The organism is Paraburkholderia sacchari (genome assembly GCF_000785435.2).
In the GTDB taxonomy this organism is placed as follows: Bacteria; Pseudomonadota; Gammaproteobacteria; order Burkholderiales; family Burkholderiaceae; genus Paraburkholderia; species Paraburkholderia sacchari.
This window is the reverse complement of record NZ_JTDB02000001.1, coordinates 1,495,241-1,515,216: the sequence shown is the minus strand read 5'-3', so window position 1 is coordinate 1,515,216 and position 19,976 is coordinate 1,495,241. Positions and strand designations below refer to the sequence as shown.

At 63.5% G+C, this 19,976-nt stretch carries 16 protein-coding genes and 4 pseudogenes; 8 read left to right on the top strand and 12 right to left on the bottom strand.

Features of this window, described 5'->3' with window-relative positions:
* Positions 1 to 82: 82 nt before the first annotated feature.
* On the bottom strand, positions 83 to 1,246 hold the full coding sequence (gene ampC, locus NH14_RS06730; RefSeq protein WP_407947121.1) for a class C beta-lactamase: 1,164 nt from the start codon (positions 1,244 to 1,246) through the stop codon (positions 83 to 85).
* A gap of 171 nt (positions 1,247 to 1,417) precedes the next feature.
* Between ampC and NH14_RS06725 the strand changes: the two genes are divergently transcribed.
* The gene (locus tag NH14_RS06725) at positions 1,418 to 2,290 is read left to right on the top strand and encodes a LysR family transcriptional regulator (RefSeq protein ID WP_035534898.1); all 873 of its coding nucleotides are present in this window, start codon (positions 1,418 to 1,420) and stop codon (positions 2,288 to 2,290) included.
* Positions 2,291 to 2,302: 12 nt separating this feature from the next.
* On the opposite strand, the gene tssE is transcribed toward NH14_RS06725, so the two are convergent.
* The 5 genes and pseudogenes from tssE to NH14_RS33440 form a co-directional block, all read right to left on the bottom strand.
* Complete coding sequence (tssE, locus tag NH14_RS06720; protein ID WP_035534920.1) at positions 2,303 to 2,728, bottom strand: type VI secretion system baseplate subunit TssE; 426 nt, start codon at positions 2,726 to 2,728, stop codon at positions 2,303 to 2,305.
* A gap of 16 nt (positions 2,729 to 2,744) precedes the next feature.
* The gene (tssH, locus tag NH14_RS06715) at positions 2,745 to 5,483 is read right to left on the bottom strand and encodes a type VI secretion system ATPase TssH (protein WP_035534901.1); all 2,739 of its coding nucleotides are present in this window, start codon (positions 5,481 to 5,483) and stop codon (positions 2,745 to 2,747) included.
* 82 nt (positions 5,484 to 5,565) lie between these two features.
* Positions 5,566 to 6,051, bottom strand: coding sequence for an Hcp family type VI secretion system effector (locus NH14_RS06710; protein WP_035534904.1), 486 nt, complete (start codon positions 6,049 to 6,051; stop codon positions 5,566 to 5,568).
* 106 nt (positions 6,052 to 6,157) lie between these two features.
* Positions 6,158 to 7,978 carry an OmpA family protein gene (locus tag NH14_RS06705; protein ID WP_084226025.1) on the bottom strand — a complete coding sequence of 607 codons (1,821 nt, stop codon included), beginning with the start codon at positions 7,976 to 7,978 and terminating at the stop codon, positions 6,158 to 6,160.
* A pseudogene (locus tag NH14_RS33440) lies at positions 7,867 to 8,480 on the bottom strand (DotU family type IV/VI secretion system protein). Before NH14_RS33440 ends, NH14_RS06705 begins: the two are co-directional and overlap by 112 nt.
* A gap of 87 nt (positions 8,481 to 8,567) precedes the next feature.
* Here NH14_RS33440 and NH14_RS33435 point away from each other — a divergent pair.
* Positions 8,568 to 8,798, top strand: coding sequence for a type VI secretion lipoprotein TssJ (locus NH14_RS33435; protein ID WP_407947129.1), 231 nt, complete (start codon positions 8,568 to 8,570; stop codon positions 8,796 to 8,798).
* Between the two features lie 28 nt (positions 8,799 to 8,826).
* On the opposite strand, the gene NH14_RS06690 is transcribed toward NH14_RS33435, so the two are convergent.
* Both NH14_RS06690 and shiA read right to left on the bottom strand, forming a co-directional pair.
* The gene (locus tag NH14_RS06690) at positions 8,827 to 9,597 is read right to left on the bottom strand and encodes an IclR family transcriptional regulator domain-containing protein (protein WP_035534928.1); all 771 of its coding nucleotides are present in this window, start codon (positions 9,595 to 9,597) and stop codon (positions 8,827 to 8,829) included.
* 70 nt (positions 9,598 to 9,667) lie between these two features.
* A complete protein-coding gene (gene shiA / locus NH14_RS06685) occupies positions 9,668 to 10,987 on the bottom strand; it encodes a shikimate transporter (RefSeq protein WP_035534907.1) in 1,320 nt (439 codons plus the stop codon).
* Between the two features lie 281 nt (positions 10,988 to 11,268).
* On the opposite strand from shiA, the gene NH14_RS06680 reads away from it, so the two are divergent.
* The 4 genes and pseudogenes from NH14_RS06680 to NH14_RS33430 all read left to right on the top strand — a co-directional run bounded on the left by NH14_RS06680 (position 11,269) and on the right by NH14_RS33430 (position 16,270).
* Positions 11,269 to 12,387 carry a 4-hydroxyphenylpyruvate dioxygenase family protein gene (locus NH14_RS06680; RefSeq protein ID WP_035534909.1) on the top strand — a complete coding sequence of 373 codons (1,119 nt, stop codon included), beginning with the start codon at positions 11,269 to 11,271 and terminating at the stop codon, positions 12,385 to 12,387.
* Between the two features lie 248 nt (positions 12,388 to 12,635).
* Positions 12,636 to 12,866: pseudogene (locus NH14_RS06675) on the top strand (dihydroxy-acid dehydratase); the annotation flags it as partial.
* Between the two features lie 186 nt (positions 12,867 to 13,052).
* Complete coding sequence (locus NH14_RS06670) at positions 13,053 to 13,847, top strand: sulfite exporter TauE/SafE family protein (protein WP_035534915.1); 795 nt, start codon at positions 13,053 to 13,055, stop codon at positions 13,845 to 13,847.
* Between the two features lie 353 nt (positions 13,848 to 14,200).
* Positions 14,201 to 16,270 (top strand): hypothetical protein, encoded by a 2,070-nt coding sequence (locus tag NH14_RS33430; protein ID WP_237179519.1) that lies wholly within the window; start codon positions 14,201 to 14,203, stop codon positions 16,268 to 16,270.
* A gap of 124 nt (positions 16,271 to 16,394) precedes the next feature.
* On the opposite strand, the pseudogene NH14_RS06655 reads toward NH14_RS33430, so the two are convergent.
* The 3 genes and pseudogenes from NH14_RS06655 to NH14_RS33420 all read right to left on the bottom strand — a co-directional run bounded on the left by NH14_RS06655 (position 16,395) and on the right by NH14_RS33420 (position 17,901).
* A pseudogene (locus NH14_RS06655) lies at positions 16,395 to 17,204 on the bottom strand (NAD-dependent epimerase/dehydratase family protein).
* Positions 17,205 to 17,215: 11 nt separating this feature from the next.
* On the bottom strand, positions 17,216 to 17,461 hold the full coding sequence (locus NH14_RS33425) for a hypothetical protein (RefSeq protein WP_052148537.1): 246 nt from the start codon (positions 17,459 to 17,461) through the stop codon (positions 17,216 to 17,218).
* Positions 17,455 to 17,901, bottom strand: coding sequence for an MFS transporter (locus NH14_RS33420; protein WP_052148536.1), 447 nt, complete (start codon positions 17,899 to 17,901; stop codon positions 17,455 to 17,457). The genes NH14_RS33425 and NH14_RS33420 overlap by 7 nt, the downstream gene beginning before the upstream one ends.
* A gap of 265 nt (positions 17,902 to 18,166) precedes the next feature.
* Here NH14_RS33420 and NH14_RS33415 point away from each other — a divergent pair.
* Together NH14_RS33415 and NH14_RS06640 are read left to right on the top strand one after the other, a co-directional pair.
* Positions 18,167 to 18,442 (top strand): annotated as a pseudogene (locus tag NH14_RS33415) (aldose epimerase family protein); the annotation flags it as partial.
* 88 nt (positions 18,443 to 18,530) lie between these two features.
* Positions 18,531 to 19,220: a FadR/GntR family transcriptional regulator gene (locus tag NH14_RS06640; RefSeq protein ID WP_035533897.1), complete on the top strand. Its 690-nt coding sequence runs from the start codon at positions 18,531 to 18,533 to the stop codon at positions 19,218 to 19,220.
* 140 nt (positions 19,221 to 19,360) lie between these two features.
* Here the strand turns inward: NH14_RS06640 and phaP are convergent, their stop codons facing one another.
* Positions 19,361 to 19,921, bottom strand: a complete 561-nt coding sequence (gene phaP, locus NH14_RS06635; protein WP_035533895.1) for a TIGR01841 family phasin — start codon at positions 19,919 to 19,921, stop codon at positions 19,361 to 19,363.
* Positions 19,922 to 19,976: the final 55 nt, after the last annotated feature.

Here is a 19,976-nt window from a genome sequence, read left to right as displayed (position 1 = left end):
AAACGCTCCGTTTGAGTTCGATGAATTGGGTGGGGTCCGTATCTTAGCCGATGCGTTAGCCGATGCATTAGCCGATCGATGTTCAGCGCTTCCCGCCCGTGAGCGCATCGAGGATCGCGTAGGCCGCCGTCACGCGCGCCTCGTTTGGATATGACTTGTTGGCGAGGATCACAACGCCGATCTGCTGCCCCGGTATGAATGCCACGTAGGTCGAAAAGCCGTTGGTCGAGCCGGTTTTATTCAGGAGCGCCTGGTTTTGCGGCGGCAGCGGCGGCATGAACGCGTGCGCGGGCATGCCCTTGTAAAGCGCGTCGGGGCTATTGCCGCGCTGGAGCGTTTGCAGCGCGACCGGCCACGGATACTGCTCCCACACCAGGTCCTGCGTGAAGACACCCGCCGTGTAATAGCCCGTGTGTGTACAGCCGATCGCGCGTTGCCACGGCGCGTCGAGCGGCGCGAGACCCATATTGGCGTCGAGGTAGCGCACGAGGTCGCCCGTGGTCGAGCGCAGGCCATAGGCTTCGTCGGCGAATACTCCGGGGTGCAGCCGCACGGGAGCGTCGTGCTTGTCATAGCCCTGCGCATAGCGCGGCATGCTGGAGGCGGGCACGTCGAGCCACGTGTGCGTCATGCCGAAGGCGGGCAAGAGATCTTTCTGCACGGCGTCGCGAAACGGTACGCCCAGGCCTTGAGCGGCCGCGCGCCCAAGCAGGCCGATACCGAGATTCGAATACACGCGCTGCGAGCCGATTGGACCCGGCGGTTGCCAGTCGCGCAGCCAGGCTGTCATTTGCGCATCGTTCGTGATGTTCTCCGGCACGAACAGCGGCAGGCCGGAAGTATGCGTGCCGAGATTGAGCACGCTCACATGGTCGAATGGGCTGCCGCGCAATCCGCTGACGTACTGGCTCGCGGGTGCGTCGAACGAGAGCTTGCCACTAGTCTGCGCGCGGCAGGCCAGCGTGGCGGTGAACGTCTTGGTGAGCGAGCCGAGTTCGAACAGCGTCTCGTTGTCGACCGCCGGCGCGTCCTTGGCCTTCGATGCTACGCCGTAGTTGTAGAACGCATGCTTGCCGCCCACCGTGATGCCCACCGCCACACCCGGAATGCCGTATTGCGTCCGCAGCGGGGCGATGGCGGCATCCACGGCGGCTTTCATATCGGGTTGGACTGCGCTGGCGCTGGCCGCCGCACACATGAGTGTCATCAGAAACAGTTTTAGCTTGGTCTTCATGTGGTTGGCCATGATCAGGTTTTTGGACGGGGGGCGGGTAGCGCGCAAGTGCGCAAAATGGCGCGAAATTGTGGGCTTATCCATCAATGAACACGACGTGCGCCGAGAATTGTGGTGCGTTGCCGGCCACGCGACAAGCGACGATAATTTGGCTCTGACAAAAGCCAATCTTATAGGTCGCTTATGCGCCCCAATTTACCGCTTCATGCGCTCAGAGCCTTCGAGGCGTCGGCGCGCCACTTGAGCTTCACGCGCGCGGGCCTCGAATTGAAGGTCACGCAGGCGGCGGTCAGCCAGCAGGTGCGCACGCTCGAAGAGTGGCTCGGCGTGCCGCTCTTCAGGCGGCTGCCGCGCGGGCTCGGCATGACCGACGAGGCGCGCGCGCTCCTGCCCGTGCTCAGCGACGCGTTTGGCCGTATCGAGGCCGTGCTCAAGCAGTTCGAAGGCGGGCGCCTCCATGAGGTATTGACGGTGGGCGTGGTAGGCACCTTCGCGATCGGCTGGCTGATGCCGCGGCTCAAGTTGTTTCGCGAGGCGCATCCGTTCGTGGAGTTGCGCCTGCTCACCAACAACAATCTCGTCGACCTCGCGGGCGAAGGGCTCGATTTCGCGATTCGCTTTGGCGACGGCATGTGGCCCGCCACCGAGAACACGCGGCTGCTCGACGCGCCGCTTGCCGTGCTGTGCGCGCCCGAGATCGCCCGGCGGCTTGCGGCGCCCGCCGATCTGGCGAAAGAGACGCTGTTGCGCTCCTATCGCACTGACGAATGGTTGCGCTGGTTCGTGGCCGCCGGGCTCGAACCGTGGACGGTGAGCGGGCCGATCTTCGATTCATCGCGGTTGATGGCCGAGGCGGCCATGCAGGGCGCGGGCGTGGCGCTCGCGCCTGCGCGCATGTTTGCGCGCGAGTTGCAGGCGGGGCTGCTGGCGCAGCCGTTCGATGTCGAGGTGCCGACCGGCAGCTATTGGCTCACGTGGCTGCGCTCGCGCGAGATGTCGCCGGCGATGCGGCTGTTTCATGATTGGGTCGTGCAGGAGGCGGGGGCGGGTGGGTGAAGGCGGCGTGGTTCAGGTTTGATTCTGGGTCCTGCGCAGCAGCTTCATGCGCCCCGGCGGCTCGAAGTACGTCCCGAAACGGACGAGCCCCGCCTTTTTCAGGTGGCACGTCATCTCGAAGCTCACCAGCACGCCGGGCTCGTCGTTTTCGAGGATCACCACGTCGATCGAGCGGATGCGTGGTTCATATTTGAGCAGGGTCGCTTCCATCTGGTCACGGAGTTGATGTGCCGATGCTGGGAGCGCCTTGTAGATGTTCGTGAGGTCCGGCAGCCCATAGTCGGGCAGATGCTTGAGCGCACCGGCCCGCGTGTTCAGGATGCGCTGCCCGTTTTGCTGCACGCTCAGGCATTCGAGCGTGCGTTCGTCATGGCAATCGAGCAGTTCGCCGCCAATGTGTCCGAGCAGCATGTCGTAGAGGGAAGGGCCTGCGGGCATTCGTTCGCGCTCCATCTCACGTAAAGTCGATCGTCAGGTTGCCATCGGGCGAACTCGTCAGACGGATCTGCGCGGGCAACGCCCCATCGGCCATGCGTGCCAGCAGCTCGCGCGAAACGGCGGGCAGCACGCTTTGATTGAGAAACGCGTCGACTTTGCGTGCGCCGGTATGACGTTCGAGGCAGAGTTCGGCCATCGCGTCGATCAGCGTGTCGTCGCAGACAAACTCGACATCGTGCTGGCGGCGCAGGCGCTGTGCGACTTTCGCGAGCTTCAAACGCACGATCGCGGCAAGCGCCGTTGCATCGAGTGGCCGGTAAGCCAGCGTCTGGAACCGCGCGAGCAGCGCAGGCGGGAAGTGCGCGAGCAACTGCGGACGGATTGCGTCTAGCAGTTCCGCATGCGAGACCGCCGGATTGTCGCCAGATGCATCGTCGATCTGCTCGCTGCCGAGATTGGATGTCGTCAGGATCACGCAGTTACGGAAGTCGATTTCGCGTCCCTCGCCGTCGCGCATCGTGCCGCGGTCGAAGACCTGATAGAACAGGTCGAGTACGTCGCGGTGGGCTTTCTCCACCTCGTCGAGCAGGATTACGCTATAAGGACGCTGTCTCACGGCTTCGGTCAGAATACCGCCGCGCCCGTATCCGACGTACCCCGGAGGCGAACCCTTCAGCTTGGAAACCGTATGTAATTCCTGGTACTCCGACATATTGATTGTCGTGAGTGCGGCTTCGCCGCCGAACAGCACGTCGGCGAGCGCGAGCGCCGTTTCGGTCTTGCCGACGCCCGATGGCCCAGCGAGCAGAAAAACGCCGAGTCGCGCGTGCTCGTTCTTCAGGCCGGCCCTCGCCGACCGCAGGCTTTCCGCGAGTGCCGCGAGCGCATCGTCCTGCGCGACCACGCGTGCAGCCAGCCGCGCTTCGAGCGTAAGCAGGCCGAGCAGTTCGTCCTCGACGAGGCTGCCCACCGGCACGCCCGTCCACTCGGCCGGCACACGTGCGATGGCTCCCGCGTTGACATCGGCGAAGATCAGCGGCGCTTTGCCCTGTGCATCCGCGAGCGCTTGCCGCGCCTGCGCGAGCGCGGTGGCGTTGCGTGCCGATTGATTCGATTGATTCGATTGATCCAATTGATCCGATCGAGAGGCGGCTCGCAGCGTCTCGATAGCGCGAACCCGTTCGAGCTCGATTTCGTAACGCGCCTGAAGCGCGGCCAGTTCCTCCTGCGCACCGGCGAGCGCCGCGTCCAGCGCCTCCTGTTGCGCGCTTGCAGGCTCGATGCCAGCCTGGCGGTCGGCGTCGAGCGTAGCGTGTTCGAGTTCGAGCGTGGCCACGCGTGCGCGGGCGCGTTGCAGTTCGGCTGGTGGCGACTCCAGACCCATGCGCACACGCGCGGCGGCTGTGTCGATCAAATCGACCGCCTTGTCGGGCAACTGCCGAGCCGGGATATAGCGGCGCGAGAGCTTCACCGCGGCCACGAGCTCCTCGTCGCGGATGTGCACGTGGTGATAGCGCGCGTAGCGTTCCTTGAGACGGCGCAGCATGAGGCAGGCGGCATCGTCGTCGGGCTCATCGACCTTGATGACCTGGAAGCTGCGCTCGAGCGCCGCATCGCGCTCGAAGTATTGCTTGTATTCCGACCACGTCGTGGCCGCGATCGTCCGCAGTTCGCCTCGTGCGAGGGCGGGCTTGAGCAGGTTCGCGGCATCGGCGCCACCAGCGGCGTTGCCGGCGCCAATCAGCGTATGGGCCTCATCGATGAAGAGCAGGATGGGCACCGCCGAAGCCTGAACCTCGTCGATCACGTTCTTCAGGCGCTGCTCGAATTCGCCTTTCACACCGGCTCCCGCCTGTAGCAGGCCCAAGTCGAGCGTGAGAATGCGCACGGCGCGGATCACGTTGGGCACGGTGCCTTCGGCCACGCGCAGCGCGAGACCTTCCACAATCGCGGTCTTGCCGACGCCGGGTTCGCCCACGAGAATCGGATTGTTCTTGCGGCGGCGCGCGAGCACGTCGACCATCTGCTGAATCTCGCGATCGCGTCCGAAGACCGGATCGATCTTGCCGTCGAGCGCCTTTTGCGTGATGTCGATGGCGAAGCGCGAGAGCGCGCCGCCTTCGACCTTGTGGGCGGAGGAAGAAGGTGGTGTGCTGCCCGCCGCAGATGTGCCGTTCGCCTGGTTCGTTTCAGCGTCGGCGAATGGTGCCATGCTTTCCGGTGCCGATGCCGACGGCTCCTCTACGCGCGCCTCGCACGTGCGGTTGCCAAGACGCGGCAGCAGACGCCGGATCTGCGCACTGGACATCGAGAGCAGCGGCCACGCGTTGCGTGCGCGCAGGACATGCGGCGCATCGACGATCGCCTGCAGCAGATGTGCCGAGCGAATGGCGTCATTGTTCGCATCGTTCGCTTCGGCCGACGCATGCAAGGACGCCTCCTGGAGCACGGCGGCGAGTTGCGGCGAAAGCGCGGGGCGCCCGCGCAGGCTGCGCGGCAGATGATCGATCGCGCCGATCAGTGCATCCCACACGACGTCAATATCGATGTCGTAGTGCCGGACAATCGCAGGAATGTCTCCGTCGCCGGCTTCGATGAGCTTGAGCAGCCAGTGCTCCACCGTGATCTCGTCGGCGAGCCGCATCTGGCAAAGGCTCGCGGCCGCCTCGAGCGCGCTCGCGCAATGAGGGTTGAGCTGGCGCAGCAGTTGACCGGTGTCCCGAGAGGATTTTATTCGTTCGTCGCGCATGGGCATGGTATTGGCAAAGGGGGGCGGCCGTCACCCGGCCCCGGCCCGGAAAGGGGCCGGCATGGGCATACCGGCCCGCAACAATGGATCAGGAACGTTCGTTCCACGTGTCCTTGTGGATGATGTTGCCGTCCTTGTACGACCATGTGATGGTCTCGTAGCGCAGCTCGACTTCTTCGAGGTGGTTGTGTTTCTCGTAGTCGGGCACCTTGATGTCGAGCATCTTCGGGCGCACCGCAACGATTTTCACGTTCTCGAGCTTCGTGTTGAAGTACTCCTTCTCCTTGCCCGCATCGTCGATCTTGTACCACTTGATTTCAGCGGACTTGAGCGTCTGACTGCTCGTAACCGCCTTGTACAGATAAGGCGTCGACGCGTCGGTTTCCTTCGTCAGCGTGATCGGCGCGTGCACGCGCGTGCCGGCCAGCTTGCCGGTATTGCCGTCGGTCGGGATATGCAGACCGTGATCGAACGCGGTGACCTCGACACTGCCCTCGCGGCCCTGCACCGTGACTGAGCCTTTGATGTCCGTGCCGCCGTCGTCCTTGAGCCACATATAGGCCGGAATTGCCATGCTTAACTCCTATTTTTAATCTGCTATGTACTGCTGACTTTACACGGAATCCTTCCCCGGGCATCACGATCACGAAGCGGAGCGCTTCGGGGGCTAAGGGATTTTTTTACTGCACGGCGTCCGGAACCAGCGTGATTTCGACGCGCCGGTTGCGCGCGCGTCCTTCCTGGGTACCGTTGTCCGCGATCGGGCGTGTGTCGCCGTAGCCCTGGATCGCGAATTGCGTTGCGGAAATGCCCAAGGCGTCAACCAGCCAGTCGCGCACGGCGGCGGCGCGGGCAACCGAAAGCTTCAGATTGCTGGGCGGATCGCCCACGTTGTCGGTGTGGCCGGCCACAAGGATCCGCTTGCCAGGGTGCGCCTTGATCATCTCGAGCGCACCGACCATCGCACGCGTCGAACCCTCCTTGAGTTGCGCCTTGCCGCTGTCGAACAGCGACATGCTGTCGAGCGTGACCACGGCGGGCGGCGGCGCCGGTGCCACATACGAAGCGATTGCACTGTTGAGCGGCACGATCAATTCTGCACCGTGATACATTCCGAACGACAGCCGCAACGGCACGCCCGTGCGCGCATATCGGTCGAGCTGGTCGCGCGCGGCGACGAGTGGGACTAGCGCGTCTCGCTTCGCAGCGTCGTTTGCAGCCGGAATCGCATGGAAGCGCTCCAGATCAGCGCCTATTTTTGTTAGCAATGCTTCGTTATTTTTTGCGCTGCTCCAGAACGCCACAGCTGCCGCGCAGGCGAGCAGTGCCAGCGCATGGCCGAGTGCGGCTAGACGCGACGAGGTCTTCCGCTGGACCGGCATCGTTTCGATCAGCGGCTGGGGCAGCGGCCAGGGAGACGGGGACGCAGCGACGGGCGCGGGCGCTACCTTCGTGCGCAGTTCGATTTCGCGCTCCCACGGAGAGTCGGGCCAACTCGCGGGGCCGCAGTCGATCCAGCCAGCGCCGTGCAACGGCCATGGTGCAGCGGGCTGCTGACGATCGAGAAGCACGCCCATCACCAAGCGCTGCGTCCAGTCGACGATCGAAGCGATGCCCGCGGCGCTGGTCGTTCGAGCTACAGCATCCCCAATGCGGGATGTCTTCTGGACCGCATCCTTGGCGGCGCGGATCGCCGCCTCGAAAGCGCTGGCGCCGGCGAGCGGCGTTGGCGACGCCGCGCCATACCACTGCGGCCCATCGGTCACGTGATCTCGCGCGGAAAGCGCAATCGGCCCCCGACCAGCCAGACGCTGATACACCGCCACGTACCCAGGCAGGCGCGTGCCGAGCATGCGCGACGCGTCTGCCATGGCCTGCCTGACGAGGCGCAGCTTCTGGGCGAGCGCATCAGCGTTCGCATGCAGTGCAGGCGCGATGCTGAGCACGACACCGTCGGGCGCGCGGCCGTTGCGCCACTGTTTGACCGCGGCGGCCAGGCGCGGCAGTGCATTCGGCTCATCGACGCGTAGCCAGATCGCGCCGTCGCCCACCCATGCGAGGCGCGTGGTGTCGTCGCGGTCGAAAAGCTCGGAGAGCCCGTCACCGGTGAGCAGCACCAAGGGCATGCCGCTGTGCATGCCATCGGGAATCGCCGAGGTCACTGTGCCGAGCGCGGCCAGCGCCTGAGTATTCTGCGTACGCGTATTGGCGAGCTGTCGGGTCCGCCACGCGAGCATGGCGCATGCGGCGAGTGTGCAGGCGACCGTCAAGGTCCAGACCGTGCCGCGTTCGAGCGGCAGCACGAGCCAGATCAACGCCAGCGTGAGGGTAAAGGCGAAGAGGACGAGCAGCCTGAGCGGATAGCCGCGTCCTTCGTGGGTAGCCGAGGTCACGACCGGGGCTGCCCGGAAAGCAGCTGGGTGAGCTGCATATCGAGCGCACCGTGCCACGCGAGCCAGACAAGTATGGCCACGATGGCGAAAAGTCCCGCAGTTGCCCATGGCGAAAGTCGGTGCAGCCAGTCGGAAGCTAGGCGCGCGCGGTAATCGGCGGTAAACGGCTGGGCGGTGGCCGGGCGCAGTTTGGCGATTTTCGCGTGCAGTGCGCTCACGAGCGCGTCGAGCTTCGCGTTACCCTCGCGCGCGTGACAGCCGACAAAGCCCATGCGAGCACTGCCGAATAGCACTCGAGGAGATCGACCTGGGGCATGGGCTCGCGCAGGCGCTGCTCGAGTCGGTCGAATACGCGTTCGCCGGCGTCGTGAATGCCGAAGCGTTCCACTTGAAGCGGATGAAGTTCCCAGGCGGAGCGTGTTTCATCCTTGAAGTAGCGCAGGGCGATTTCGTCGAGCAGGCCGCACTGGGCCATTTCGGCGTCTTTGCAGACGTCGTCGGGATAGCCGCGACGGTGCAGCGCCTCGGCGAAATTGCGCACGAGTTCGCGGCACTCATTCTGCATCGCGCCGATGGACTGCGGCTCGCCCCCGGGCGCAAGCGAAGTCACATACAGCGCCGTGTCACGCAGCAGATCGCGTATGCCGTCACTGGAGGGAACGACAGGACCGTGTTGGCGCGGGATCTCAATTCGAGTATGGCGGCGGTGCTGAACCCGGGCGCGTCGGCGAGCTTTACCGAGCCTATGCAGAAGAACACGCAGTATGTGGCCGCAATTGCGCTGTATCGCGCGCCGGGTACGGATGGCGCATGGAAACGCGTGATCGGGAAGAAGAAGCTCGATCCGAAAAAGCCGCTCAAACTCGAACTCGTGGCGAATCAATTGCGGATAGCCGGCGACGATGGCGGGCAGACCGCGAAAGAGTGAGGCACCAAGCACTGCCGGTCTGCACGGCTCACAACACATTCAACATCGCCAGCGCCGTCTCCTGCAAATGCGGGAGCACGCGCTTCACCGCCGCCTCGGCGCTTTCATGTCCCATCGACATATTAGTGCTGAGCGCGGCCACCACCTCGCCGCTGCGGTTGCGCAACGGCACGGCCACCCCGCGCACGCCCACTTGCAACTGCTGCTCAATGAGCGCATAGCCATCAGCGCGTGCTCGCACGATCTTTTCGCGCAAGCGTGCGGCGCTCGTGATCGTATGCGGCGTGAACGGCGCGAGTTCGACCGTATCGAGCCAGGCCGATACCGCCTGCTGATCCTCCAGGTGAGCAAGCAGCACCACACCGGGCGAGATTAGCGGCGCGGGCACGCGCGCGCCGAGCACGAAGCCCGTGGTCATCACGCGCGAGACGCCGTTGCGTGCGATCACCACAAGATCCCAGTCGTCGAGCACGCTCACATAGGCCGATTCGTTGAGGGTCGCGCTCAATTGCTGCAGATAAGGCTGCACACTGCGAGGCAAACGTGCCGAATCGAAATACGACCAGCCCACGCGCAGCACGCGCGGGGTGAGCCCGAAGAGCCGCCCGTCGGTATGGACATAGCCCAGCGATTCGAGCGTCAGCAAATAGCGTCGCGCAGCGGTGCGCGAGAGCCCGGTGCGTTCGGCGGCTTGCGTCGCGGTCATGCGCGCGTGCTGATTGTCGAAGGCTTCGAGAATGGCGAGGCCTTTTTCGAGTCCGGCGATCCAGTCGCGTTTGGCAAGGGACGTGGTTTTCATGATCGGATAGCGCAAAGGCCGGGCGTGTGCCCGGCCTCGATAACCAGCGATGGAATGAGAGCGTCGCGGCTTATGCCTTCGCGGGTTTCATGCGCGCGGCCACGATCAGCGAGATCAGGCAGCCGATGGCCAGGTATGCGGCCACCAGATGCCACGTGCCGCCGCCGAAATTCACCAGCGCCACGGCGATGAACGGCGTGAAGCCGCCGCCCACCACGCTCGCGAATTGATAGCCGACGCCCGCGCCGCTATAGCGGTACTCGGCGCCGAACAATTCGGTGAAGAGCGGCTGCTGCACGCTTACCACCATGTCGTGAGCGAGATTGGCGAGCGCCACCGAGAAGATCACGATCCACACCGTCGAGCGTGCTTCGAGCGCGAGGAAGAACGGCACGGCGCTCGCAAGGCCGATCACCGCGCCAATCAGATAGATGCGGCGCAGGCCGATGCGGTCGGCGAGCCACGCGAAGCAGGGAATGGTCACGCACGAGAGCGCGCCGACGAAGAGGCCGATGCCGAGAAACAGGTCGCGCGAAAGACCGAGGTTGGCGGTCGAATAGCTGAGCGCGAAGGCGGTCACGATATACATCGTGAAGAGTTCTGCAAGGCGCAGCGCGACGATATAAAGAAACGCTTTCGGATGACGCGTCAGCGCTTCGAGCACTGGCATCTTCAGTTTCCGATGGCCGTGCTCGACCTTCTCGACGAACTCGTGCGACTCGTCCATGCTCGAGCGCACCCACAGGCCCACGAGGACCAGCGCCACACTGAAGATGAAGGGCAGGCGCCAGCCCCACGAGCGGAACGCGGCGTCGCCGAGCACGTGGCTCAGCAGCGTGACAATGCCGGTCGCGAGCACGAGGCCCACGCCGTAGCCCACTTGCACGCCGCTGCTATAAAACGCCTTTTTGCCCGCGGGTGCGCTTTCCACGGCCATGAGCGCCGCGCCGCCCCATTCGCCGCCCACGGCGAACCCTTGAATCGCGCGAAACAGCACGAGCAGCACGGGCGCCCACCAGCCGATCGAGGCGAAGGTGGGCAAAAAGCCGATGGCGACCGTGGAGAGGCCCATCATCATGACGGTGAGGACGAGCATGCGCTTGCGCCCGAGCCGGTCGCCGTAGTGGCCGAACACCACGCCGCCGAGCGGCCGGAATAGAAAGCCCACGCCGAAGGTCGCGAAAGCCGCGAGCGTGCCCATGTTGCGGCCGATGTTCGGGAAGAATTCCGCATTGAAGACCAGCGCGGCAACGATGCCGTAAAGCAGAAAGTCGTACCAGTCGACGACGGCGCCGACGAAGCTGCCGAGCGCAGCCTTCTTCGCCTGGCTGCGCGAGCGGCCGGCGTTGGCCGGTTCGGCGGCGCCAGTGGTGTCGAGGGTAGGGGTCATGAGGGTGTCTCCTTACGCTGGTCTCATGCTTAAGCCGCTTGCCTGGGGTGCCGCGACGGTGAAACGGAGCATAGGACCGCGCAGGCGCCAGGGCAATGCGCCAGGCGCGCATGATGCGCGATAATCGCCCAGTTGCGTGCGATTATCGAACGTTTTGCGGGTTAGCACCAAGGCCGGCGAGTGGGCAGGCATCCCTCAGCTCATCTCTCAGCTTTGGGTGAAGTGTACGATCTGGTTAAAATCGGCGTTGCCTCTTTCCGTCCGTTTCAGGAGTCTTCCGAATGTCGTCCAACCCCCGTTCCGCCTCGCAGGATCAGGCCAATCCGCTTGGTATGGCCGGTCTGGAATTCGTCGAATTCGCAGCGCCCGAGCCCGCGGTGCTTGGGGCGCAACTCGCGCAACTGGGGTTCAAGGCCATTGCGCGCCATGTGAGCAAGAACGTCACGCTGTATCGGCAGGGCCAGATGAATTTCCTCGTCAACGCCGAACCCGATTCGTTCGCTTCGCGTTACGCCGAGGAGTACGGCATGGGCATTTGCGCGATCGGTGTGCGCGTGGAGAACGCGCGGCGCGCCTTCGAGCACGCGTTGCGGCTCGGCGCATGGGCATTCGAAGGTGAGCGCCTCGGCAGCGGCGAGCTCAAGATTCCGGCCATTCAGGGCATTGGCGACTCGCACATTTACTTCGTGGACCGCTGGCGCGGCCGGGGCGGTCAGCGTGGCGGCGTGGGCGATATTTCGATTTTCGACATTGACTTTCGGCCCATCGACGTCGCGACCGCGCAGGCCGATCTCGACCACGGCGGTACGGGCCTCCAGCGCGTCGATCACCTCACGCAGACTGTGGGCGCGGGGCGCATCGGCGAATGGCTCGACTTTTATCGCGATCTGCTGCATTTCCGCGAGATTCACGAGATCGACGCGAATTGGCATGTGGCGCAGGGCTCGCGCGTGATGGTGTCGCCGGATGGCGAGATCCGCATTCCCGTGTATGAGGAGGGCACGCGCCGCACCGAACTCATGCATGACTACCTGCCCGATCATCCGGGCGAGGGCGTTCAGCACATCGCGCTCGCCACCGACGACATCGTGCCGTGCATCGACGCGTTGAAGGCCAATGGCGTGGAGTTCGTCGAGCCGCCCGCTGCATATTACGACTCGATCGATGCGCGGCTGCCGGGCCATGGCGTCGATGTCGATGCGCTGCGCCAGCGCCATGTCCTGATCGACGGCGAGATTGGCGCGGACGGCGTGCCACGCCTGTTTTTCCAGACCTTCGTGAAGCGCCGCCCCGGCGAGATTTTCTTTGAAGTGGTGCAGCGCTGCGGCCATCATGGCTTCGGCGAAGGCAATCTCGACGTGCTGGCGCGCTCGCGCGCCAGTCAGCCCACCAAACCGTGACCGCAATCCTGCCCACCTGCTCGCCGGATTCCATGCAGTGATGCGATCGAATGCGAACGTGCGGTCGATCGCGGGCTTGAGCGCGCCCGAGGCGAGGCCTTCGGTAATGAAGCACACCTCGCCTTCGGCAGTGTTGCTCGCGCGCCGAGTGCTGCGATTGAGCAGGCGAGCGCCGCGTTTCTGCTCAAGCTGCTGAAAAGGCCTTGGTGACATGCTGCGCATTTCGGACGCGTGCATGAGCGTCCGAGCGCCGCCTCAGCGTGCTGATCTCCGACGAGGAAATGGCGCGCCGCAAAGCGGCATGGGTTGCGCCCGCGCCGCGCTTCACGCGCGGCTATGGCGCGATGTTCCAGATGCACGTGATGCAGGCGGACAAGGGGTGCAAATTCGATTTCCTGCGGCGTGACGGCGTGGCCAGCTCGTGTGGCGGCGGTGTTGGTAGTTGTGGTAGCGGTGGCGGCGAGCCCGAGATTCGCTAAGGGGCGGCAGCGGGCACGGAGCGCGTTTGGCCAGTACGGGCCAATACGCGATTTTTGGGGGCATGCAATTTAGTGCGCCAAGTGCGGCTCGCACGGCTGCGCTATCATGCAGTCCGCTTTTCAAGATAAATCCGGCCGAATGCGCGGGGACGCCTCGCGCGCCTCGCCACGCACCCTACCTCTTCAATGCTCGACTTCCATCTCTCCGGGGGCGTCCTGCTTCCACACATGCAGGCGCTCGACGTGCTCGAACTCTGCGGCATTGCCATTGCGCTCGTGCTCGGCGGCATGGTGAAGGGCGTGACCGGCATTGGTGTGCCGCTCGTCGCCATGCCAATCCTCACGCATTACCTGCCCGTGAAGCAGGCCGTGCTGCTGCTCTCGATGCCGATCATCCTCGGCAATATTCCGCAGGCGCTCGAAGGCGGAGAGTTGTGGAAGACCGTCAAGCAGATTGCCGCGCCGCTGCTCGGCACCGTGATCGGCAATATCGTGGGCGTGGCCGTGCTGATCCGGCTCGAGCCGCACCATGCGCTGGCCGCTTCGGGCGTCACGCTGATCGTGGCCGCTGCGTTGATGCTCGCTTCACCGCGGCTCACGCTCTCGCCTTCGATCGTCAAGCCGGTGGGCTTCGCGCTGGGGTTCGGCGCGGCGCTCATGGAGAGCATTGCGTCGGTACCCGGGCCGCTGCTCGCGATGTACCTGATCGCCACGGGCACAACGGGCCGCGCGTTCACCAAGCAGATCGCGATCATTCTCGTGGTATCGGTGCTCACGCTGGTCACCACGTTTAGCGGAGGCGCGCACGCCAGCGGCGCCGATCTCGCGATCTCGGCCGCGGCGAGCCTGCCGTCCATCGCGGGCATGTTCTTGATCCGGCCGTTGCGCGACAAGCTGCATCCGATGCTGTTCCGGATCGTCGTGCTCGTGTGCGTGCTGGCGGCGGCGGTGCAGATGATCCTGAAATCGGGCGTGCTGTGATATTGGGCGACTGACGAAGTATTGACGCTCGGCTTGCCGCGCAGAACGCGTCTTGTTTCCTGGGCCGCTTGCCGACACGAGCGGCAGCATTTTCGAATCCGTCGCCAAGCTTTCCTCAACACTTGCACCGATACGATCGACACATTCTGATCTGCTTCGCAGGAGGCGGCGCGGGCCGTCGCGCAGAATTTTCCAGCGTGTGAATGTGAATACAGGGGTATCACCGCACCCCCGCTCTTTACCGGCAGACTGAGATCGTCCTCGCATGGAAGGACAGGTAAGGGTGATTTATTCAGCAAGCCTAAAAGTAATGCTGCAGCGTATTCGACAATCCTATCACGATGGAGTATCGCATGAGAGTGCAAAGCATTCGCTCGACGAACTTAGGTAATCTTCCCAGTAGCAACCAAGATAAGGGTGGAGTTAAGCCTCGTGCTTCGGGCGTCACACATTCCCCAGGAAGCATGACTTTCATCCGGCACAACGACGGTACGATTAGTAGCGTCTGGCGGGATCCGAATGGCAACATTACGCATACCAATTTGACAGACCGGAACGGAAAAGAACTGGGCAGCGCAGATTTTTCGCCGACCACAGGCAAGTGGACGGCCATCAACTACAACGCTACTGGTAGCGGCGGCAACGCCAGCGCGTCAGGCGGGCAGGTTGCCGGCGGTAATGGTGCGGCCAATACACATGCAGCGAATGCGGTGCCATCGGGTAACGTTGCTCAGCCAGATTCTGCGTCGGCGCCGGCAGCGGGGCAATTTACGCCATCGTTCGGTAACAGCCACGGCTCGCTCGACTTCAGCACGCCACCCAGTAGGTCCATCCAGCACAATGATGGGTCGACAGGTAATGTGTGGATGGATACGAACGGCAACATTACGCATACTGATTTGACAGACCGGAACGGAAAAGAACTGGGCAGCGCGGATTTTTCGCCGACCACAGGCAAGTGGACGGCCATCAACTACAACGATACTGGTAGCGCCAGCAACGCCAGCAACGCCAGCAACGCCAGCAACGCCAGCAACGCCAGCAACGCCAGCGCGTCAGGGGGGCAGGTTGCCGGCGGTAATGGTGCAGCCAATACACATGCAACGAATGCGGTGCCATCGGGTAACGTTGCTCAGCCAGATTCTGCGTCGGCACCGGCAGCGGGGCAATTTACGCCATCGTTCGGTAACAGCCACGGCTCGCTCGACTTCAGCACGCCACCCAGTAGGTCCATCCAGCACAATGATGGGTCAACAGGTAATGTGTGGATGGATACGAATGGCAACATTACGCATACCAATTTGACAGACCGGAACGGAAAAGAACTGGGCAGCGCGGATTTTTCGCCGACCACAGGCAAGTGGACGGCCATCAACTACAACGATACTGGTAGCGCCAGCAACGCCAGCAACGCCAGCAACGCCAGCAACGCCAGCAACGCCAGCAACGCCAGCAACGCCAGCAACGCCAGCAACGCCAGCAACGCCAGCAACGCCAGCAACGCCAGCAACGCCAGCAACGCCAGCAACGCCAGCAACGCCAGCAACGCCAGCAACGCCAGTGCGTCAGGCGGGCAGGTTGCCGGCGGTAATGGTGCAGCCAATACACATGCAGCGAATGCGGTGCCATCGGGTAACGTTGCTCAGCCAGATTCTGCGTCGGCGCCGGCAGCGGGGCAATTTACGCCATCGTTCGGTAACAGCCACGGCTCGCTCGACTTCAGCACGCCACCCAGTAGGTCCATCCAGCACAATGATGGGTCGACAGGTAATGTGTGGATGGATACGAATGGCAACATTACGCATACCAATTTGACAGACCGGAACGGAAAAGAACTGGGCAGCGCGGATTTTTCGCCGACCACAGGCAAGTGGACGGCCATCAACTACAACGATACTGGTAGCGCCAGCAACGCCAGCAACGCCAGCAACGCCAGCAACGCCAGCAACGCCAGCAACGCCAGCAACGCCAGCAACGCCAGCAACGCCAGCAACGCCAGCGCGTCAGGGGGGCAGGTTGCCGGCGGTAATGGTGCAGCCAATACACATGCAACGAATGCGGTGCCATCGGGTAACGTTGCTCAGCCAGATTCTGCGTCGGCACCGGCAGCGGGGCAATTTACGCCATCGTTCGGTAACAGCCACGGCTCGCCCGATGCCGGTAGCAACGGCGATGCCGGCGACATCGGCGCACCGGGCGAATACTTCGTGAACAACGATAAGGGATCCTATGCGTCGTCGACCGGTCAGAATGTAGCGCAAGAATCTCCTTCGTCAGATGCTTCGTTAGCGCCAGCCACGGGCGACGAGTCCGGCACAGCGTTTTCCGCTGACAGGTCCACGGGTAGCGGTCAGACGAACAATGACAGCGATGTCCAAGGCGAGGCCCCTGCTACCGATCTCAGCACGGGCGCGGTCGACTGAGTCCCAGGTCATCGTTGTCGATGGTGTCGCGGGTCAGGGCGGATAACTGGCTCCGGTCTTGCCCGGGGGCGGAAATTTTGACCAGCATGACGCGTCGTGTGGACTGGTGTCGGAACGCGAGACATTACGAGTGTTTTCCGCGCTTGTCCTTCGGCGTTAAATCGATGCTCGCAAAACTTCCGCCCTGATAGCGCTGCGCCACTGCGTCGAGCAGATTCCCTTTGGCGAGTATCTCAGCCGCATAGTCTTCGGCATTCTGCTGCGGCTTGAAAGCGAGACGTACGGCATCGTCATTCGCGCCGCCTTGCACCCAATAGCTGCGCGTATTGTTCGACACGCCACACACGACCGCGAAGCCGATCGACTCCACGTTGATCACGCGATCGTCGAGATGGAACAGGTCGTCGTGGCCGAACCACATGCTCAGATGGCGGAATTCGGTGGGCTTCGGCAGGCAACTGACGATGCGCACGTTCACGGTCTCGATGCCGTGCTTGTCCCAGTAGAGCCGAGCGAGCGATTCGCTCCACGCCTTGCTGAGCCCATAAAAGCCGTCGGGGCGAAACGCGCAGTCGAGCGCGAGCTGGTCTTCCATCGGATACGTGCCCATCGCGTGATTCGAACCCGCGAACAGGGTGCGCTTCGTGCCGTGGCGGCGTGCGCCTTCGTAGACTTCGACGAGCCCGCGCAGGTTGTTCTCGATGAACTCGGGTAGAGGGCGCTCGACGCTCGTGCCGGCCATGTGGATCAGCACGTCGACGCCTTAGAGCAGGCGGTCGATTACTGCGGGGTCGCGCAGGTCGCCGTGCATGTCGTCTCCGCCTGAAACGAGCGGCTCTAGTGGTTTCGGCCCGGCCGCCGAATGCAGGTTGACGCCACGTTCGAGCAGGCTCTTGCGCAAGACGGTGCCGAGTTGGCCAGCGGCGCCGGACAATGCAACTTACTTCACGTGCCGAAGGTCTGCCATGCCGGCTCCGCGAGCATGCGCGGAATGCCGATGCCCCAGAAGCGGCGCTGCTTGAGCACTTCCTTCCACGGCGGACGTTCGCCAGCGGTGCTCTGTTGCGTCGCGTCCTGGCCCGCGAGGATGTACTCGGCTTCTTGCTGCGAGAGCATCGAGTGTTCGGCCGGCGTGCGGAAAACCACGAGCCGCAGGGCCACCCAGATCAGCGCGCCGCCGCCGGTCAGCACGAATAACAATTGCCAGTTGTACTTGAGAATGCACTGGGCCACGAGCAGCGGGACGACATCGCGCCGATCGACGTGCCGGTGTCGAGCCAGCCGGCGGCTACCGAGCGCTCCCTGGCAGGAGACCACTGGCTGATGGCCTTCATGCCGGCCGGGACGATCGCGGCTTCGCTCATGCCGAGCAGGCTGCGGAAGAAGGCGAGCGCGGGCCAGCTGGAGGCGAGGCCGTTCAGCCTGTTGGCGACGGCCCAGCCGAACGCGAAGATCGCAAAGCCGATCGTCACGCCCACGGCGCCGAGCACGAAGCCAGCGATGGGCTGCGAGAGTGCCTGGCCGGCCTGGAAAGCGGTGACCACGTACGCATACTGCTGCGTGAGCATGCGGAGCGTTTCGGTGAGCGTGGGCGTCGCCACGGCAGCGAACTGCGCGCGAGATAGTTGCAAACAATGCCGATCATAGCCGGGACCTTCATGTAAGGTAGCATGCTATTTGCGACAAGGTTGTAAAGCAAATTATGTGTCGGTGGGATTTTCCCGGGGGTGCAACGGCGCCCGCGCTCGTGTGGCGCGTCCAGTCGTTCGATGACTGGCCCGTGATCGAGGCGCGGTGGGCGAGTTGGCAATAATTTTGTTGTATTACAACAGTGCCGGCGGGGTCGACGCAGTGGCAAGAGGCCACGTCCAAATTTTTCTCTTTTTCCGATACGAAATGGCGCAGTTTCAGGGGCAGGAAATCATCGAAATCGTGCGCGGCGGCTCGTGTCTGCGGATTGCGCCGCAAGCTGGCGGGCGCTTGCTCTCGTGGCAATTGCATGGCTCGCCGATCATTCGCTGGCCCGATGCGGCCGACTGGAGCCATCCCGCGCTAGTGCGCGGCGGCAACCCACTGTTGTTTCCTTTCATCGCCCGCCATCGTGTGGACGGACACATCGGGCTATGGCGCGACGCGCAGGGCCTGATCGAAGTGCCGATACATGGTTTGGCGTTCGCGGCAAAGCCAACGCGCTCGATGCGCGCGCCGTATGACTTACAATCCGAAACACACCTGACAACTTCGCACGTAGCACTTCACCATGGCTGAGCAGAAAGCGCCGAACATGCCGGCGCGGATTTACAGCGACATCCTGAGCCGCATCATCGAAGGCGAATACAAGGAAGGGGAGCGGCTACCGACCGAGCACATGCTCGCGGAACGCTTCGCGACGTCGCGTCCGACTGTGCGCGAAGCGCTCGCGCAGTTGCGCGCGGACGGCATCATCGCCACGCGTCACGGCTCCGGAACGACGGTCATGCGCCGCCCGGATCCGGACGTGCGCCGCTTCGCGCCGCTCGAAACGTTGTCGGACATCCGGCGCTGTTACGAGTACCGCGTGGTGGTCGAGGCGGGCGCGGCTGCGCTCGCCGCGCAGAAGGCCGACGATGCCGATGTCGCCGCAATTCGCCACGAATGGGAGAACCTCCAGACCATCGTCGAAACGTCGAGCATCGGCGCGAAGGACGACTTTGCGTTTCATATGGCCGTGGCCCGCGCGTCGAAGAATCAATTCTTTATCACCGCGCTCTCGGGCATCCAGGAGCAGATGGTGTTCAGCATGAATTTGTCGCGCAACCTCTCGCTCGTGAAGTCCATCGAGCGGCAGCGCCTCGTACAGCAGGAGCATCTCGAAGTGCTCGAAGCCATTCAGGCGCACGACTCCGAGCGCGCGTCGCGGGCCATGCGCGACCATCTCGAGAACGCGGTGAGCCGCATGTTCGGCTCCTGATCCGCGTTCGGGCCGTGTTCGGTCCAGGAATGAAAAAAAGCGGGCTTCGCTTATGCGAAGCCCGCTTTTTTTGACCGTGACGTCCATTCGGGCGCCCGGTCAACAACGCCGAAGGGCGTTGCCTCTATTCGTCTGACTTCTTAAGCAGCTTGCTTCGCGCCACGCGTGGCTTGAGCAGCGGCCTTCGATGCAGCCTTGGTGACTGCTTCGAAGTTGCTTTCGGCCATTTCGGCAGCTTGCTTGGCGGCCTTGTTCACCGACTCGTAGGCGCCTTGAGCAGCCGTGATCGCCGACTTGAATGCCGCGACGGCGGTCTCCGAACCGGCCGGTGCGTTCTTCGCTGCGTTGTCGATCAGCGATTGCACGGCGTGCTGCTGCTGCTCGAACTGGCTTTGCGCGGCTTGTGCGAATTCCGTTTGCGCGGCCGAGACGATTGCGTAGACGTTGCGGCCATAGGCCAGCGCCTTTTCGGCGGCCGGTTGCGCGAAGCCTGCTTGCAGGGCGAAGAAACCTTGCGGGTCCTTGGCCGACAGCGTGCGCTGGGCGTGTTCCTGGCCTTCCACGATGGCGGCGCGAGCCGTTTCGATGTTCAGTTCGGCGAGCTTGACTGCGCCTTCGAATGCCTTGTTCGTGAGACCGAAGAGGGCTTCAAGACCAGCTTTCTGGGTGGCGGCGAATTGTTCGGGGGTAGGCAGAGTCATGTCGTCGTTCCTGAGGGTGGACCGCTACGCGTCGGTTCCGTTACGAAAAAAAGAA